This window comes from Echinicola arenosa (assembly GCF_014841125.1).
GTDB lineage: Bacteria > Bacteroidota > Bacteroidia > Cytophagales > Cyclobacteriaceae > Echinicola > Echinicola arenosa.
Genome location: NZ_JACYTQ010000001.1, coordinates 865684 through 884408 on the forward strand (window position 1 = coordinate 865684; position 18725 = coordinate 884408).

Here is an 18725-nt window from a genome sequence, read left to right on the forward strand (position 1 = left end):
CGCAGATAAAAAAGGCCAGTAAAATTACTGGCCCTTTCATCTCAAAAATCATTTATATTTATTCGTAGCCTGGATTCTGAACCCAATTTGGATTATCAGCTATGATCCCTTGATCGATGGGAAAGTAGAATCTCTCTGGACCAAACTCCCTAGTTACTGGTTCTGCATTTTTTAATGTGATGATATATCTGTCTTCGTCAAGATCATACTTAAACACCAAACCTTTCATCCTAACATTATCCAAATAGTCAGGAGCTGTTCTCCATCTCACTAGATCCCAATATCTATGTGTTTCAAAGCACAATTCAACCTGTCTTTCTTTTCTCAAGTTTTCCTCAGAAATCTGATCATAAAGAGGCATTCCTGCTCTTTCTCTAATCATGTTAACTGCGTCAAGGGACTCATTCATTTGATTAAGGTAGTAAGCAGCTTCTGCCAAATTCAAATAGATCTCTCCTAATCTGAAAATCGCAAAATCCTGTCCTGAATCACCGCTAATAGGCAGGTCGAGGTTCTCGTTTACATTTTTTCTTCTGAGTAAAGCTGTATTTCTTACGTTTCTGGCATGTGCAGAAGCAGGCCAAACCTCGCCATTTCTGTCAAGATTACCTGAACTAACTTCTACCTTTTGGCCTTGGCCGTTGGTATAAAGGGTGCTACTATGGAAATAAATCAAACCTCCTTTAAAGGTTGTTTCCGGATAGAATACAGATGCCCTAAAACGAGGATCTCTGTTTCCAAAGAATTCATCTATATCCCACTTGTTATTGGCGTTAAATTCATCTCTACTAATTGACGTTCCTAAGGTTCCGTCTTGGAAATCAAACAACTCAACCATATCATACAATACTGGGAAATTGCAGCCCCAACCCGCTCTAAATTCTGCAGGAAAAGCAAGGTTATCGAAACTTGTCCCCTTGATAATTGGCTCAAACACCTGAGCAAAAATCACCTCACTATTATTATCATCTATAAACAAGTTGATATAATTCTCTACCTTATCACTGTACTCATTATAGAGGACAAAATTTCCAGATTCAATGATTTCCTTAGAAGCGTCATAACTCTTTTGGTAATAGCTCTGAGCTAAGGAATTAGGAATTCCAACAACTCCTTCAATTTGAACCTGTCCAAAATTGGCTATACTTGCTGCATATAATGCTGCTCGGCTTTGAAGAGACAATGCTGCCCATTTGTCAGCACGACCTTGCCCCCCAATAGGCTCAGCACTCAAATATGGAATTGCTGAATCCAGTTCAGAAATAATGAAATCATACACTTCTTGCTCCGTATTTCTGCTAGGATAAAGTTCCTCCTCAGGGTCATTCACATCTTGAACTTTGGTAATCAAAGGTACTCCACCATAACGTTTTACCATTTCAAAATACATATAAGCTCTTAGATACTTAGCTTCAGCTGCTTTGGCATTGATATAATCCTGGTTAAATGAAGTGCTTTCTACAATATTTTCAATCATGTAATTTACATCTCTAATATTGTTCCATGGATAATATCCAACTGGTCCATCACCAGCTGCTGCTGAATATGTCCTTTGGTAGGTGGTATTAGGGTCTTGCCAATCAGCAAAACAAATATGTTCGCCGCCAATCGCAGGTATCATACCTATATTTAATCCAGCTTGTCCTCCCCAATTAAAGAATCTTATATCCTGATAAACATTAGCCAAATAGGCTTCAGTCAAAGGTTCTGATTCAAACACATTATCCTCCGAAATAAAATCCGGAACCTTAGTCAACTCATCTTCACATGAAAATAGCATGAAGATACAAAGTGGTAATAATATATTTCTTATGTTTTTCATTGCTGTCTACTTTAAATTACAATGCTACTTGAACACCAAAAGACATCGTCCTTAACAAAGGCAAATTGAAGGCATTTGGTTGCGAAGCTTCTTCAGGGTCAAGATTCCCCTTGAAAATCCCCAATTTATTGAAAGAAACTATATTGTCGCCTGACACATAAACAGTGACTCTATCCAAACCTATTCTAGACAGAACTTCCTTACTCAAGCTATAGGACAATGTAGCCGTTTTCAATCTCATATAAGTACCATCCTTCATCCAGAAATCTGACTGAAGATCATTCCATGTTCTTGTACCATCTCTATTAAATGCAGGCAATTGAGCATTTGGATTGGATCCTACTCCAGGATTCGCAGGATCTTGGGTCCAAGAATACTCTTCATGCAATTTCAATGGAACCTGCTCATTATTGAATGGTCCTCTATACGCTCCACTTATAAACACATTAAATTGAGATCCTCCTTGCCATAGCATGGATAAATTGAAATTCTTATAGGTAAAGCTTGGGCTTAGACTATAAGTCAATTGAGGATCATTCCCATATCCAATTTCATACCTATCTTCTCTATTGATCACTCCATCACCTGTGATATCAACATATCGAATGTCACCAGGTTTTGGTGTTCCATTGATATCTTCAAAAGTATAAGTATCCAAATATTCATCAACTTCTGCTTGAGAGTTAAAAAGTCCATCAGATTTATACCCAAACACTTGGTTTACCCATCGACCTGTTCTTTTATTAAATTTAACCTGTACAGGATCTGTCTCGTTGATATCTTCTTGGTACTTTTCATATTTCTCTCTAGTATATCCAACACCTGCCACTACATTATATTGGAAATCTCCAACTGCACCTTTCACACCTAAAGACGCGTCAAAACCTCTATTACTTCTTGCATCAAGATTAACCTGAGGAAGAGCTGCTCCAAAAGTACCCGGTAATGACTCCAAAGGTAGCCTTAGGAGACCATCACGATATCTGTAAAACCCATCAAAGCTACCAAATACACGTCCACCAAATAAAGTATAGTCAACCCCCGCATTATACAATGTTGTTTCTTCCCAAGTAACCAACGCATTTGGTAAACCACTCGTTTGGATTTGAGGCACTTGCTGTCCATCAAGAAGATAAATATTACCTGTTCTTTCCTCAAAACCAGATAAATACTCAAAAGAAGTGTTTCCTAAATTATTATCAACTCCAGTCTGACTATAGGAAAGTCTCAACTTCAATTGATCAAACACCTCTGCATTTTTCATAAAGTCTTCCCTAGCAATATTCCACCCTGCAGAAACAGACGGGAAGTAACCCCATCTTACTTTAGGTCCAAACTTAGAGCTGGCATCTGCTCTCAAGGTTGCTTCAAAAAGGTATTTTTCATCAAAGGAATAATTCAATCTTCCTGCAAAACTAATACGGGTGTATTCCACATCACGTCCTGTACCTGCTGTTGTGGTCAATTCATTGGCCCCGCTCACTTCAGGGATATCAGGAGAGAGTAAATCTCTTCTAGTAACTTGCAATCTATTATATACATTGTCCTCTCTTTCTCCAAAAGCCAAAAACGAGATATTATGCTTAGATATGTCTTTATCATATCTTGCATACCCTCTATAAAGAAATCTACTTCTTGGATCGCTAGGCCCGAATATTTCCTTAGTATACGAATTAATGCCTGCTGAACCTTCAAGTTGATACCCATCATAAGTATCTGTGATATCGTCAGGATTGTAGGAATAAACTTGATAAAACTTGGTCAATTCTTCTCTTACACCAGTTCTGAACCTAAAATTCGTTCTAGCTCCTAATGTCAAGTCTTTAAAGAAAGGCAAATTATAGCTTAGCTCAACGGCACCAGCGGTTGTCTTTTTATTGGTATTCTCATAGCCAACGACATCTTTTTGAATTCTAGTTACCGGAGAACGAGCATTAAATCCAGAATATGGATTTTTAGTTGGATCAGGTAAAGAAGTCGGATAAATAGGCTGAGCTGTCCTTAAATCATTCCATATATCGCCAATAGCAGATGCAGCATAATCCTGCTGCTCATTAATGTGGCTTACATTCAACTTAAGGTCCAATCCTTCTGAAAGCTTGATATCAGTATTACTGGTGATGGAAAATTTACTATAGTCATAATCTCCATTGAAGATACCAGATTGGTCTTGCATACCTATACTGAAATAATACTTCACATCTTCACTTCCACCCCTAAGGCTTAAATTATGATTCTGCAAAGGAGAACCTCCTTTTTTCACAGTTGCGTTTGCCCAATCATAGCTTGGTGCACCAGGAGCTGTATATTTTTCTAGATTTTCTTCAGTAAACAATGTTCCATAGGAAATATCTGCGTCAGGATTTGCGGGATCAAATTGTGTATTGAAAACAGCATCTCTTCCTAATTTGATAAAGCTTCCAGCATCAACCTGCTCAGGAAAAGTTAATCTTTTCTGAGTTGCAAAGTACCCGTGATATGAAATCTTAGGTTTTCCTGAAGTACCTCTTTTTGTAGTTACCAAAATAACGCCATTACCTGCACGCGCGCCATAAATCGCTGCAGAGGCATCCTTCAAGACCGAAATACTTTCTATATCATTTGGATCAAGACGATCCAAGTAAGATTCTACTCCATCTACAATAACCAAAGGAGCACCAAATCCTCTAATGCTGATGCTGACATTATCCGCACCTGGAAGCCCAGGGTTTTGGTTTGTAACTAGACCTGGAACTTGCCCTACTAAAAGTCCTTTAACGTTGGTTGTTGGATTTTTCGCAAGTTTATCCGCTTTCAAATCCGTCACGGAACCAGTAAGGGTACTCTTCTTTTGGGTACCATAACCTACCACAACCACTTCGTCCAGATCACCTAAATCTTCTTCAAGTATAATATTAATTTGGCTATTACTTCCAACTTGAACTGTCCTCGTCTTGAACCCAACAAAGGAAAAGACAAGTTCACCACCTTCTTGAACATTAATGGAATATTGTCCATCCAAATCTGTCACAGTACCATTAGTAGTACCTTTTTCTACAATAGCAACTCCCGGAAGTGGGTTGCCATCTTTATCAGTTATAACACCGCTTACTTCTACTGCCACGATATTAGCTTCAACAGCTTTAATAATATCACGTTGTCTTCCAACATAAACGCTGTTATTGACTTGCTTAAATTTTAGTCCGGTGGTTTTGGCGATTTCTGTAAGAACCATCTCTACTGAAAGTTCTTCATTACCAATACTCACCATGGGTTTATTATCAACTACATCGTCAGGATAAACAAAAACGTAATCCGTTTTGCGTTCCATCTCTTCAAATAGTGCCTTCACGGTCCAGTCGCGCTTTTCAACTTTCACAAAAGCCTTATCAAGTGGCTTTATCTGTGCATTCCCCTCCTTCGCCATCAAAGTCGAAAGAAATAAGCATTGTATAATTATGCCGTATAGCAGATTTTTAGACACCATTATTATTAGGTCTAGTAATTTTCTTTTCATAATTTAGTTAAATGTTTTAAGGTTAGTCACTTGAAACTCTCAGGGCAGTCAATCTATTTGGCGATGGATGACTGTCCTGTTTTTTGTATCATAGGCAATTATTATGTGTTAATGATTACTTTATTTTCTTTTATTTCGTATTTGATACCTAAGGAAAAAGACAATCCATTAAGGATGTTTTCCAAGCTCTCGTTATCAAACAAGCCTGAAACTTTCCTACTGGCTTTCACGCCCTTACCCAACTCAATATCTATTGAATACCATTGCTCCAAATTTTCGATTACATCCTTTAGCTTTTTGCTTTGAAACCTAATCCTTCCCTCTTTCCAGGCCGTCACTTTCAAAGGCTCAAAAGTCTCCACCTGAAGCATATAATTTTCTTCAGAAGTAAAGCTGGCCATTTGACCAGGAACAAGTAAAACCTCATTATCCCCATTGGACGGCCCCAACTGCTCCACCTTCACTTTTCCTTCCGTCAAAGCCACTTTGACATCACCATCCCTTGAGGAAGTATTAAATGCAGTACCTAAAGCTGTGGTCACTAAGTTCTCTGTCCTTACTTTGAAAGGATGCTCCTTATCAGATGCCACTTCAAAAAAAGCTTCTCCTTTAAGGCTTACTTCTCTAATCTCTTTACCAAACTCAGAGGAATAACTCAATGATGAATTGGCATTTAGAATAACAAAGGTTTGATCTGGTAATCTCAGTTTAAGTTTTTGACCACTTTTAGCCTCTCTGGTGTAGACTATCAGCTCTTCTTTCACTTCAGGCACATCCAAGTGATAGACCTGACGATATACTGCAAAAGTAATAAGCCCTATCAGCAACACGGAAGCTGCTATCTTTAGGGAAGGCCACCATAGCTTCTTTCCTTTATTTTGCAATGGCCTCTCATTCTCCTTTCTAATCTTTTTATGGATATTGTCTAAAATTCTCTCTTTATCCTCTTTACTATCGGAGATTTCCGATTCCTCCCAAGTTTTCTCCATTAAGGCATCCAGCTTTTGCTGAGCTTTAGGCTTTTCCAGCCATTGGCTCACTTCCTGCTTTTCTCCTACTGAAGCTTTGTTGTTTAAAAATCTTATGAGTTTATCTTTATTCACTTTCGTTTTATGTGGTCTTCTGGGGGTAATACACTTGGGAAGGGCGAACTACTTAATGAAACTTTAATTTTTTATTAACACCAAAAAGTTGAATTCCACAAAAATAAAACAATTGATTAAAAACAAGTATATAAATGCACAATGACAGAATTTAAACCTTAAAAAAATGAAAATAACAGATTTTAATTTCGATAAAATATTTTTATAATTTTTAACTTTTTTATGTAAACAACATGCTTAGGTACCGGGAACTACATTCCCTTTTCTGATTATCCGCTTTGATGCCAGTAACCATACATCCTTTGCTCAAGTGGTCGGAAGCCTGCCTAACGGCTAGGTAGAACTGATGCCTGAAGACCGAAGCCCTTGATACTTAAATCAAAAGGGTAGTTTCTACTCGCTTTTAATCTTTACTGGTAGAATTGTGGATATACATATTCCCTTTTCAAACGAAGTTATATCATTAATTAAAAATCATGGATCAAACGAAAAAGTCGAGAAGACAAGATTACTTTGGTAGCACTAAGCTTTCTTTACAATATTTCATTTTACCCAAACACAAGTGAACTAAAAATATGATTATCCAACCATTGCAAATCCGTGTTCATCTTTTTTATCCTGATAATTCGGACAGGCACTATTAGTTCACTTTTAACTTGCAAATGGAATTTTGATTGAATGAGACGCTGTGCTTTCATGACCTTGCTCAGTTATCAGCAAATACGCACAAAAATGATGAATAGTACTATTTTTTTTGGGGCGGGGAATGAAACGATTTCTTAGCTATTCAACATAAAAACCACAAAAACACTGACGATGGAAGCATGTTGCAAAATACTGGCCCGTAATTGTTTACTCGCTAGGTACACATGATGTTCCACCGTCCTAACGGAAATATTCAACATAGCCGCTATTTCTTTATGGCTCAAGCCTTCCAACTTGTTTAATGTAAAGACCTTCTTCTGAATTTGAGGCAATTGATCCAACAAACCAAAAGTTGCCTGTTCTAATTCATGATAAGCCAATTCATCATCGACATGCATCTCAGTAGAAGCCACATCTATCTCCAGATCTTCAACCCGAACAAATTTTTTGGCATTTCTGAGTTTATTATAAACTTGGTTTTTTACCGCTACAAAGAGATAACTTTTAAAATTCAACTCACTTTTTAACGTATCTCTTTTTTCCCAAATTTTAATAAAGACTTCTTGGACTGCTTCTTCCGCTTCGTCTTTATCCAAAATAAAGGTTTTCGCAAAACCCAAAACTTTTGGCACATAGCGGTAATACAGCTCATCAAAAGCCGTTAATTCACCTTGCCTTAACAGGGTAATCAACTCAAGATCAGTATAGTTTAGTAGGGCTCTCATTTTGTACAGGAGCCCTAAACTTATAAATTATTTATTCTAAATAAAACATTACGGAAACATTTTATTTCGATTTACCTAGCATCATAATGGATTATCTTTCGAAACTAAATTATTAGAAATTTAACTTGCTCTAGCTAATCAATAATGCATTCCCTACCTTTTATGCATTTACTATACTTTACTTATATTTTTTTGCACTTCTGACCTAGGCCAAAATTAGGTTATTTTTTTATTCAATCACCACTAAAATTTGCCACTCATCCCTTATTTTTTCCTCTTCTTGCTTTAAAACCAATCTAAAAACTTCTTTTTTTGTCCATGCTTTCTGAAGGCGCGAATCCTCCATCTCCCATTCCTCTACTTCAAAGGATAAATCGTTGCTCGGGTATTTCAAAAGAACAGACTTTCCGTCTTTCTCTCCAATTTTAACTACTCCACCTGTCACCAGTACTGGTTTTTCAAAGCACATAAAGTGCAATTCGCTCCTTGCCTCAAACTCTTTTAGTTCAAACTGTTCTCGTATCTCCAATTTTGCACTCTTCCTATCAAATTCATAGCTTCTATTCCAAAATTCACATTTGGCTTCTGTGGGATAAGCCTTACTGATATCTAAGTTAAATTTCAGCTTCCTCCCACTGATATCAAAGTCAACATTATCTCCCTTGTATATCTTTCCTGCCTTTTGGGAAAACCCATTGATTTTGGGAAGATTATGAAAGTCTGACTGCATGGTCCATATCTCATACCTATTACCACTAAAGGTTTTTGCAGAATATATCTCCACACCTATGTCAATCAAAACAGGTCTCCCATCAAAATAAAGAATGAAAGACCCTACATCATTGTGATTATGACTCTCATTATTATGCCCCCCTTTTGCCGCAAAAAAGAAACCTCCGGTAGACCTTCCCCCAATAATTTCAGTTTCTGGATATAAAAAAGAGGATTCTTGACCTGCATACGGAGTTTGGGCCAAAAGCTCTTCATATTGACACAAGTTATGTAACATTCTATCCATACTTCCACTAAAAGGAGAGACTGAGAAACTACCCTTTAGAGCAATGTCAGCGGCAAACCCTTTTAGGTAGTCATCCGAAATATATTTACCATATCTGTAGATAATACCTGGATGGGCTTTCAAGCTGGCTGAAGCATCTGCAAAATTCACGAAATATTCATCTTGAATATGTGTTTTACGGATATAATTACCCATTTTTTGTATCAATTGATGATCTCCAAGATATATTTCATTATTAGATATTTTTTGGATTAACTCAAGGTATTCCAGCATTTTCCCTGCAGCATGATCCCAATAAGCGGGTCCCTCCTCACAGGCACCATCTGACTTATAATAGTTAATAAACTGATCCACTGACCGAATGCTCTTCTTATATACTTCCTGCTTAACCCTTTGATCATCCACAACCAGAAAGGTTGTCAATAAGACATTATAGTTACACCAAGGATTCCAATTATTCACAAAGGATCCGTCAAATCCCATCCACCAAAAATCATTTCTGGCTAGATAAGGAGATATGATCCTTTCATCAAGCTCGGTTTCTATTCGTTGTACCAGTAGCGGAGATATATTTTCTAATTCGCTTCTAAAATAAAAATGGATCCATGCCAGCAAATTGGCCACCTCCCCTGCTCCTAGGTCAATAACAGGTTCTGAGACATCAGGAACACCAGACCTATCTTTCTGAGCGTTAAGGTGAGCAGAAAGCACCCAAGTAGATTGCTCACAAATTGCCCAAACACCATCAGCTATGGGATCCAGATAATTCCCTTCTTGTTCTGAAAGCTCAGCCAAAACCAAGCTTTTCAAAGCTGAGATCCTACTATTCTGAAAGGATTGCATCCTGGTTCTATCTCCATTTCTTACAAAATCCAAATAAGCAGAAACAGGTATACTTGGCCATTCATATTCCATGGCCTTTCGAGCATCCACTTGGATCTTACACAGAACATCTTCAGGCAGTACTTCAAAGCTATTCTTTAAAGAGGCTTTATCAGGGAAAATTTTCTCAGGAACACCAACCCAAGCGTCAATGTCTGCCTGTTTAAGATCTTTTTGCAATAAATCCCGTTTCTCCTGAGCGACTACCAAAAATGGCATCATGAGTAATGCTGCTATCAGATATGTTTGTGTTAATTTCTGAATTACAAAAATGCGTTTTATCATAATTACCTTACTTTTCCAAAATTTCAGGGCTGTTTCCTAAGAGAAAAAAGCCCCGAAATCCTATTAAAATTAATGCCTTTTGACGGCTTTTTTTACCTCCACAAAGTCGTCTCCCTGGATAATAATATAATACATCCCATTCTTAACTCCCGTTAAATCCACCTCAAAAGAGTAGTCATTCAACTGCTCCTTCTGCATCACTACTTTTCCGCTCTTATCCCTTATCATGATTGACCTGATCATCTTTTCTGAATGAACAGTCCCCATTCCCTCAATTGGGTTTGGGAAAAGCAACACCTTGTTTTTGATCGCTTTTTCCCGAGGATTTTCACCAATTCCATTTGGACTAGATGCTTCTTCAGGCTCAAGAATATACTCTAAGACTGGATGCTGTCCTACATCATTACTTTCTTTGGAAGAAAAAGCGGTATATACTCCTGGGATGGTGGAAACCAATTTAAATGATACAGTATCTTGATTGGGATCTAATTGCTGAATAAATCCTGAAATATCAAAACTAACATATCCAGATTGAGAACTTCCAGGCACAGTCACTAGTGGTCCATTGGCATTGGGAGCATTATTCCATGTCAGTCCGAATGTCCCATTTCCCTGCCAATTACCAGCCCCCTCTTGCCAAGAATGATCTTCCAAGCTGTACAACTCCCAACTTGTCCCACTGGCTGCTGACAAACTGTATAGATTTAATTTCGCTTCAAGCACCTCTCCTTCAATATCTGCCATTGAGAATTTCAAAAATGCTTCTCTTTCATAACCTCCTTTTTGAACCGCTAAAAAACCAGCTGCACCATAGTTTTTATTACTTGCATCACCGCTACCATCCGTCTCTTGAACGAAAGCATCTCCTAAGGCTGCTGTACTACCACTTTCACCTTCAATGATCGCTTTTTTATAAATCATCAGACTTGGACGATACTCCATAGTGGTATTTTCCCTAGATGCAAACTGGGCATCTGTTGTACTGCCTTGATAGGTACTGATGATTTTCAGTGAAAACACTCCATCCGACTGCAACTGCTCTAAAACTGCGGCCGTCACATCCAATTCTATAAATCTTCCTGCCGAAACCCCATTCACCTCTCCCAATAAACTATTCACATCTGGTTTTGAATTCCAAGTGATTTCTTTTTCCTGCCAGCTATCATCAATTACCTTATAAAATTCCCAGCTTGTATTAGTAATTGTTGTATTGGCATTATTTAGCCAAAGCTTGAGGTGCACACTGTCCAATTGAGTGGGAAGGCTTGCCAGATTAAACTTAATGTAACTCTCTCGAGCATATCCAACACCATCCTTTTTTACCACCAAATTGCCTGAGTGAAAGTTGGTATCTGCGTAATTCCCGTCCCTTACATAAGCATCCTCTATCGCAACCAATACAACGGGCTCTATTAATTCTTCAAAATCTGGTGCATTTAAATCAACAACTCCTTCGATAGTGCTTCCTGCATTCTCTCCTTCAGGGAAAGCCAAATCAATCATTTTCATGTTTCCTAATGATGGAGTCTCTATACCTACCCGAAAAGTACCCGTAAAGCCCTGACTTGGATCTGCAGCATAGACATCAATTGACGAACTGCTAACATTTTTCAATAAAATCACCGATGGTTTGCTAACATTGATTTTAAAATCTCCAAATTGATATGCTCCAGCTTGATAAAATACAGCTTGTACCATATCCAAAGCGATATGCTTTACCACTTGGGCAGAATCATTATTGGAAATAAATTCTAAATTGTCCAGATCATAATTTTCGGTTTCACTGGCTGTTTTCCCTGGCAATAGAACATAAGTATATTCAACATCAGAAGGCTCCGCACCATGGTCAAACCAAAGCTTGAACACCTCCTCATTCACTGTTTCTGAGGATTGATTTTGATTAATGCTGTTCCAACTTCCCGTTTGTGGTTGATTGCTCAGATAGAGATTGCCACTATTTGGAAACACATAGCCCACATTATCATGCCAAGCCCAATCCAGGTTATTGGAAAAATCATGATTACCTTCACTTAATATAAAACCGGCACCCCCATTTGAAACCATTACGTTACCATCAAGCAACGTCTGGTTTACTGTAGTGTTGATAGTTTCCTGAGCTGTAGAACTGATATTTGTCCCAAGACAGACCACCTCATCATCAAAGAAAAACCAAGCTTTTTTAGCTGTCGTGCCATAATCATTCATATCATAAACACTCGTCCCATAAGCCCCAGCAGAAATACCTCCAACAAAGCTGGATTTCCCGGGATTGGCTCCCCAGGAGGCTCTAAGTGGAAAGGTTGTAATAGCAGGCACAGTGGTTCCTGGAATTTTATTCCAGTCCCAAACAGGATATATCCCAAAATATTCATCACCTTCTGTGGCAATATAAGTAGCTCCATCCGTGAGATAATAACCTTTTATATTTTCACCATTTCCCATTTCTGATTTCACGGTTCTGGTGGAAACATTCCGCAAACCTACCATAAAACCTGGACGGTGATGTACGGTATAATCTGTTTTCCAGTAATGAATATGTTCCGGTGAGACACCATAATCTGGACCTTCCTGTTGCCTCATCCTACTAATTACTGTATCATAAGAAGCATTGTATTGAGGCAAATCAAAATCCCTAACCTGTTCTATCAAGTTAACATCAGCTCTACCAACTCCTGGACGAGTGATACTCCTACCAAAAACATTAAAATCAGTATAAATTCCTCTGGAAGCTTTGATGAATCCATTTCTAACAAAATCAGAAAAGATGGCAACCTTAGAAGCTGGATAAGCATATGAAGTTCCGGTGATGTTAACGGCTATATTCCTAATTCCCGAAACATATTCACGACCATAGGCATAAGTATAAAGCTGAGGTCCATGAGCCATATAAGAATGGTCTTGCTTGATACCTTCTCCAGTGCTGATTTTTATAGAATTTCCAGTTTCTGAAACAGCATGCTGAAGCAGAGCACTATCTTCTGTAAGACATGCTCGCATAATATAATGCTGTCCAATATCTGTCAAATTAGAACCATCCTTGCCTGGAGACACTGTCATCGATACTCCCTTGACCATCCAATCAAGCATTTGAGCCTCTAGCAAACTGTCTATTCCAACCGGAGCATTCCTTAAAGCAATGAGCGTATTACCTATATCTTTTGGAATGCTGATACTGACAAAAAACCAATTGGAACTATAGGGCGCCGGATTCAATGAAAGCCAATAGTTCATGGCATTCTCAATATCCTGCTTCAGAGAAGCATCTCCGTAATAGTCACTCTCTGCTCTGGAATATGCTTTGGCAAAGGTGCTTATCCTCCTGATGTGATTCCCTGGAGACCAATCAGTTTGAGAATGATCATCATAAACAACATCAGGCCAACTTCCATCAGCATTAACACTTGCCTGCAATGAAGCCACCTGACTATCCAATGTGCTTGTACTAGGGGAACTTTGAAATCCATCATAAATTCTGCCCATGATGATTTCAAATTCAGTTTGTGCAGTAGCTCCCCATTGCACCCAAATAACAGTAATTATTAGAAGGGTGATTTTTTTTAATGGCATGTCACTTAGGGTTAAGAGATAAAAAAAGGGATCTTGTATTTACCAAGATCCCAAAAAAAGAATCACCAATTAGGATTTTGCTCTAAAGCAGGATTCAAACCTAATTCATTAATGGGCAGTGGCCATAGATAATCACGATCAGGATCAAAAGACCTATTCTCTTCAGTCTGAAGGACTATGATGTTATCCTCATTGACATTAGGGGTTACATCTGTACCAAACTCATCTTCAAAATAGTAATTCCCTAATATCGCTTGAGGAAGCACGTCCTCTGCAGTTTTCCATCGGATAAGGTCCCAATAACGATACCCTTCCAAGGCCAATTCAACGCGTCTTTCTCTTCTGATTTCTTCCAGCAAATCTAAGCTATTGGCTGAAGCAAATGCGTTACTGAGTGGAGCTACGCCTGCTCTGTTTCGCAATAAGTTGATACTGCTGTTAAGTTCTTGATCAGAGATGGAACCATTGATTTCATATGTGGCTTCTGCAAAATTCAGCAATACCTCTGCATACCTAATGATAGTATAATCAATATAGGATCTTGAATTTTGCCAATCAGTTAAATTAGCATACCTACGGTTGGCAAAACCGGTACGCTGGAATGATAAACTAGGCACATTAAATACAGGCATAGTACCAGTATATTCATCTCCTTCCTTATAAAATGTCGCCAGCATTCTTGGATCCCTATTCTCAAAAACATCCATGATACTTTCAGGCTCATCATATAATGGGGATTTCTCTATTGGCAAACCATCACTCATCAAATAGGCATCAGCCAAGGCTTTGGTAGGGTTAGCTGCACCCGTTTCTAAATTACGCTGTGTCACATGGCTCAAAATTGATTCAGTAACACTTACACCATATTGTTTCACCAATATATTCTCAGGATTATCCGGCCCTTCTCCTTCATATTGATACAGATCAAAATAATCACCAAATAATCCGTGTTCTCCTGATTCTATACAAGCTTCAGCTGCCTCCGAGGCCAAAGACAAGTGCTTCTGAGGGTCTCCATAGCCATGGTATTTTGCTCTTGTCCCTTCGAATAGCGCTACTCTGGACTTAAAACCCAAAGCAGCAGTACTCGATATTCTACCAAATTCATCTCCACTCATTTCAGATGGAGCAGGCAAAAATGAAGCAGCAGCATCTAAATCAGCGTATACAGCTTCTAATACTTCCTCCCTGTCATTTGCGGGAGCAAACAATCTTTCATCATCTTCTGACAAAGACGCTAGAATCAAAGGCACATCGCCGTATCGTTTTACCAAATTAAAATATCCCCAAGCCCTAAAGAATTTGGCTTCGGAAACATAACGGTCAACTATCTCTGGCGCTAAACCATTCTCCAAAGACCGGGGTGCTTTTTCTATGATGTTATTAGCTGCACGAATAAGCCTGTAAGGAGTATTATAATTTCCATCGGTCGCAGGAGCAATCCTTGTCCCATCGCTTATTGAATTGGGAGCAGTTCCAAAGGCATCATCTGACCATACATCCGTTGTAACTGGCAAAGTAGGCAAGAAGGTATATAAATAATTTGCCGCTAACTGCAGGTCATTTTCATTTCTCCAAAAGGAGGGATCACTCAAAGCCGTTTCCGGAAATCGGTCCACATCACAGCTACTGAAACTAATAATCAACGCCAGTAGACCTGCTAAAATATTTTTATTTTGATATTTCATGATTTTTTGGATTTAATTAAAGCCATCAATTAAAAAGAAAGATTTATCCCCATAGCCACTGTACCAAAGAAGGGATAGTCGGCACGCACATTGTTGGAATTCTCAGGATCAAATACACCATTGAATACTCCCATTTTAGTAAATGTCAATACATCTTGGCCTGTAATAAAGATCCTTGCTCTATTTACATTGATTTTATTGATCAATTCAACGGGAAGTGAGTATCCTAACTGAAAGTTCTTCAACCTGATATAGCTTCCGTCAAGCACCCATCGGTCCGATGGAACATAATTATGATGACCATTCAAATAAGGCCTTGGAAAAGCAGCATCAGGATTTTCTTCCGTCCAATAATCTTGGTGATGTTTCATGGGCATAAACCATGATTGGCTCAATGGCATAATCATATCCCGAGTAGGCATGAAGTTTCTCTTTCCTACTCCTTGAAAGAATATAGACAAATCAAAATTCTTCCACTGCGCTGAAGCATTCAAGCCAAAAAGCATACGTTGTTGGTTGGTTCCCAAAAGGACTAAATCTCCAGGGTCGTCTGTTGTGCCGTTCCCTACAGTGATCCGATCATTGCCATCTTGATTGATGTATTGTAAATCACCAGGACCTGTTCTGTTATCCTGAAAAGGAGCGGCATCTACTTGATCCTGTGAACTGAAATAACCAGGAGCCGTTGCATAGCCCCATATTGTGTTAAGTGGGTAACCTTCAACAATCCCATTATTCCCGGCACTAACCACATTTCTACCTGCATATTCTATCAGCTCATTTTGGTTATCACTGAGGTTAAAGCCAACATTATAACTAAAATCTTCACTCACTCGATCTCTATACTTCACTTCTAGCTCCCATCCCCATGATTTCAATACACCATTATTAATCATCGGGGTACCTACACCGAAAGTAGCCGGTAGTTGAAGCGGGGTCAACATATTTTTGTTTTGCTTCACATAATAATCAAAACTCATTTGAAGTTTGTTCTCTATTAACCCCAAATCCAAACCTCCATTCCATGTCTCAATCGTTTCCCAACTCAAACTGGATGAAGGTACACTACTTTCATAGAAATAAGTGGTCCTAGTTTCATCGGCTCCCATTACTAAATTTGAACCTCTAGCCAAAAGACTTAAATAATCATAATAGCCTATGATGTTTCCCCCTAATGCGCTCCCGAGTTGTCCCCAAGAACCTCTTAATTTAAACTCTGAGAAAAATGGCAGGATATTTCCAAAAAACTCCTCTCTATGCATGTTCCAACCTACAGATGCTGCAGGAAAAACCTTGGTCCTTAAATCCGGGGCCAATCGAGAACTTTCATCCATTCTAATGGTTCCTTCAAAAAGGAAACGTTCGTCATAACTATAGTTTACCCTTCCAAAAACAGATTGGTTCGCATAAGTATTGATACTTTCGTTAGTTACTTTAGTATTGTCATCCCCAAGATTTAATGAAGGCAAATCATTACTGATCAAGCTATTTGCTCTTGAATACAGCCGCGTCCACCTGTAATCTTCCCATTGATACCCGGCCAAGGCATGAAATTGATGCTTTTCCGCTAAAGTCAAATCATAATCGATCAAAAACTGAAAACTGGTATTAATCGTATTGTCCTTAGTCAGCTCATATGCGTTAGGATTGTTTAAGATGTAAGCAGGACTATCACCACCCCTATCCCAAAGCTGAACGGTTCTTGCAAATCTTTCCCGATCAGCTCTTCTATATTGTCGACCATATATAGACCTTAGAGTTAAACCTTTCACAACGTCTTTAAGCGTAGCTGTAAATACCCCGTCAAAATCATTTCTGCCAGTATTGTCATATCCTCCTTGGGAAAGAATCGCATATGTATTATTCCCTGAGGTACCTGCCCCGCCAAATAGACGCCCATCAGGCATAAAGATTGGGAATCGTTGTCTCGCTTGATACACTTGCTGTAACAAACCATAGCCACTGGCACCCGTGGAAGGAGCCTCCGTACTATGATTCGCATAGGAGATTCTGGAATCCAGTGATAAATGCTTGGTCAATTGCGCTCCAAGATTGAACCTCGCGTTATATCGTTCAAAACTATCTGGTCCAAGCTTGAAAACACCCTGTTTATTGTAATATCCCAAAGAGACCAAATAGTCCAACTTTTCTGTTCCTCCCCTTGCGCTAAGGTTATGCGTTTGCATAGGAGTGGTTTTTCTCAAAACCTGATCTCTGATACTTTGTTGGTTATATGTTACCCATCTATCAGAGTTAGTTTCGCTAGGTACAAATTCAACACCATCTCTAATGTATTGTAATGCTTGATCATTGTATTCCGGTCCAACCCCAGCATTTGCTCTGGCAAGGTTGGAATAAAGCGCTTCGTCTAAAAGAGTGAGTCTTTCTGGTACATTCAGCGCCCACTCGGTCCCTATTTGGTTTGAATATTCAAAAATGGTCTTGCCATTCTTTCCGGACTTTGTCTTTAATAAAATCACCCCACCAGCAGCTTGAGCACCATAGATGGCTGCGGCGGCAGCATCCTTTAATACCGTTACCGATTCGATATCATTAGGATTGATAGTCTGAAGGGTAAAAAGCGGAGCAGGAACACCATCAACCATCAAAAGAGGGTTAACGGAACCATTCGCAGAAGTTACTCCTCTCACCTGAATCCCTATATTTTGATTACCTGGCTGTCCTCCAGTCCTGGTAATATTAAGACCTGGAGTAGTTCCTTGCAAAGCTGTGGCCACATTGGATACAGGCCTGTCTTCTAACGCTTTTGAGTCCACTGTCGAAACTGCCCCGGTAAGGTTTGCTTTTTTCTGTGTACCATAACCAACTACCACGACTTCCTGTAAATCAGACATATCCTCAAATAAGGTCACTTGAAGATTTTCCTTACCTTCAATACTTATTTCTTTTTGCTCAAATCCTATGAAAGAAAAAACCAGCACTGATTTTTCCGAGATATTATTAAAGGAAAATAGCCCATCTATATCAGTTACCGTAACCCTCTTAGTCCCCTTTACAATAACATTGACACCAGGAATAGGCATTCCACCCTCATCAAGTACAATTCCTGAAACATCGCGCTCTACTTTATCCACGTATGAATCATGCATCTGCTTGGGAGCAACATGAATGGTATTATTTACTTGGGTAAACTTCAGATTATAATCCCTTGAAAGCTCTTCCAGAACTTTTAAAAGTGATTTCTTATTGGCTGAAATCGAAACATTTCTTTCCTTAGAAAGCTGCTCTTCCATGAATGCGATATGGAATACAGTGGTAGATTCTATTTCCTTCAAAACTTCCACGATGCTAGCATCCTTCATTCTCATGGAAACCTTTACATTTCCTAATTCTTGCTGTCGGTCGAGACCAACATAGGCATATTGTTGAGCAAGAATATTACCACAGCTTATCAGAAAAGCCATCATAAATATCCCTACATTCTTAAAACTAAGGTATAGGTGTTTTTTCATAATTAATGGGTTAGTGTTTAA

Annotated in this window: 8 protein-coding genes; all 8 read right to left on the reverse strand. The window is 38.8% G+C overall.

What is annotated here, in order from left to right; all coding sequences use genetic code 11:
• Positions 1-58: 58 nt before the first annotated feature.
• The 8 genes from IFO69_RS03340 to IFO69_RS03375 all read right to left on the reverse strand — a co-directional run bounded on the left by IFO69_RS03340 (position 59) and on the right by IFO69_RS03375 (position 18704).
• Positions 59-1822 carry a RagB/SusD family nutrient uptake outer membrane protein gene (locus IFO69_RS03340; RefSeq protein WP_192008257.1) on the reverse strand — a complete coding sequence of 588 codons (1764 nt, stop codon included), beginning with the start codon at positions 1820-1822 and terminating at the stop codon, positions 59-61.
• Between the two features lie 16 nt (positions 1823-1838).
• Entirely contained in the window at positions 1839-5318 is a 3480-nt protein-coding gene (locus IFO69_RS03345) for a TonB-dependent receptor (RefSeq protein ID WP_192008259.1), read from the reverse strand.
• A gap of 101 nt (positions 5319-5419) precedes the next feature.
• Positions 5420-6421, reverse strand: coding sequence for a FecR family protein (locus IFO69_RS03350; protein ID WP_192008260.1), 1002 nt, complete (start codon positions 6419-6421; stop codon positions 5420-5422).
• A gap of 779 nt (positions 6422-7200) precedes the next feature.
• Positions 7201-7791: an RNA polymerase sigma-70 factor gene (locus IFO69_RS03355; RefSeq protein ID WP_192008262.1), complete on the reverse strand. Its 591-nt coding sequence runs from the start codon at positions 7789-7791 to the stop codon at positions 7201-7203.
• 229 nt (positions 7792-8020) lie between these two features.
• Positions 8021-9976, reverse strand: a complete 1956-nt coding sequence (locus IFO69_RS03360; RefSeq protein ID WP_192008266.1) for a heparinase II/III domain-containing protein — start codon at positions 9974-9976, stop codon at positions 8021-8023.
• Between the two features lie 69 nt (positions 9977-10045).
• Positions 10046-13543, reverse strand: coding sequence for a polysaccharide lyase family 8 super-sandwich domain-containing protein (locus tag IFO69_RS03365; protein ID WP_192008270.1), 3498 nt, complete (start codon positions 13541-13543; stop codon positions 10046-10048).
• A gap of 62 nt (positions 13544-13605) precedes the next feature.
• Positions 13606-15231, reverse strand: coding sequence for a RagB/SusD family nutrient uptake outer membrane protein (locus IFO69_RS03370; RefSeq protein WP_192008272.1), 1626 nt, complete (start codon positions 15229-15231; stop codon positions 13606-13608).
• Between the two features lie 29 nt (positions 15232-15260).
• Positions 15261-18704, reverse strand: coding sequence for a TonB-dependent receptor (locus tag IFO69_RS03375; protein ID WP_192008274.1), 3444 nt, complete (start codon positions 18702-18704; stop codon positions 15261-15263).
• Between the last annotated feature and the right edge of the window lie 21 nt (positions 18705-18725).

What these genes read in the sequence shown, in the direction of transcription:
- IFO69_RS03340 (WP_192008257.1), bottom strand. Translation starts at nt 1,822, where the DNA reads ATGAAAAACATAAGAAATATATTATTACCACTTTGTATCTTCATGCTA.
- IFO69_RS03345 (WP_192008259.1), bottom strand. Translation starts at nt 5,318, where the DNA reads ATGAAAAGAAAATTACTAGACCTAATAATAATGGTGTCTAAAAATCTG.
- IFO69_RS03355 (WP_192008262.1), bottom strand. Translation starts at nt 7,791, where the DNA reads ATGAGAGCCCTACTAAACTATACTGATCTTGAGTTGATTACCCTGTTA.
- IFO69_RS03360 (WP_192008266.1), bottom strand. Translation starts at nt 9,976, where the DNA reads ATGATAAAACGCATTTTTGTAATTCAGAAATTAACACAAACATATCTG.
- IFO69_RS03365 (WP_192008270.1), bottom strand. Translation starts at nt 13,543, where the DNA reads ATGCCATTAAAAAAAATCACCCTTCTAATAATTACTGTTATTTGGGTG.
- IFO69_RS03370 (WP_192008272.1), bottom strand. Translation starts at nt 15,231, where the DNA reads ATGAAATATCAAAATAAAAATATTTTAGCAGGTCTACTGGCGTTGATT.
- IFO69_RS03375 (WP_192008274.1), bottom strand. Translation starts at nt 18,704, where the DNA reads ATGAAAAAACACCTATACCTTAGTTTTAAGAATGTAGGGATATTTATG.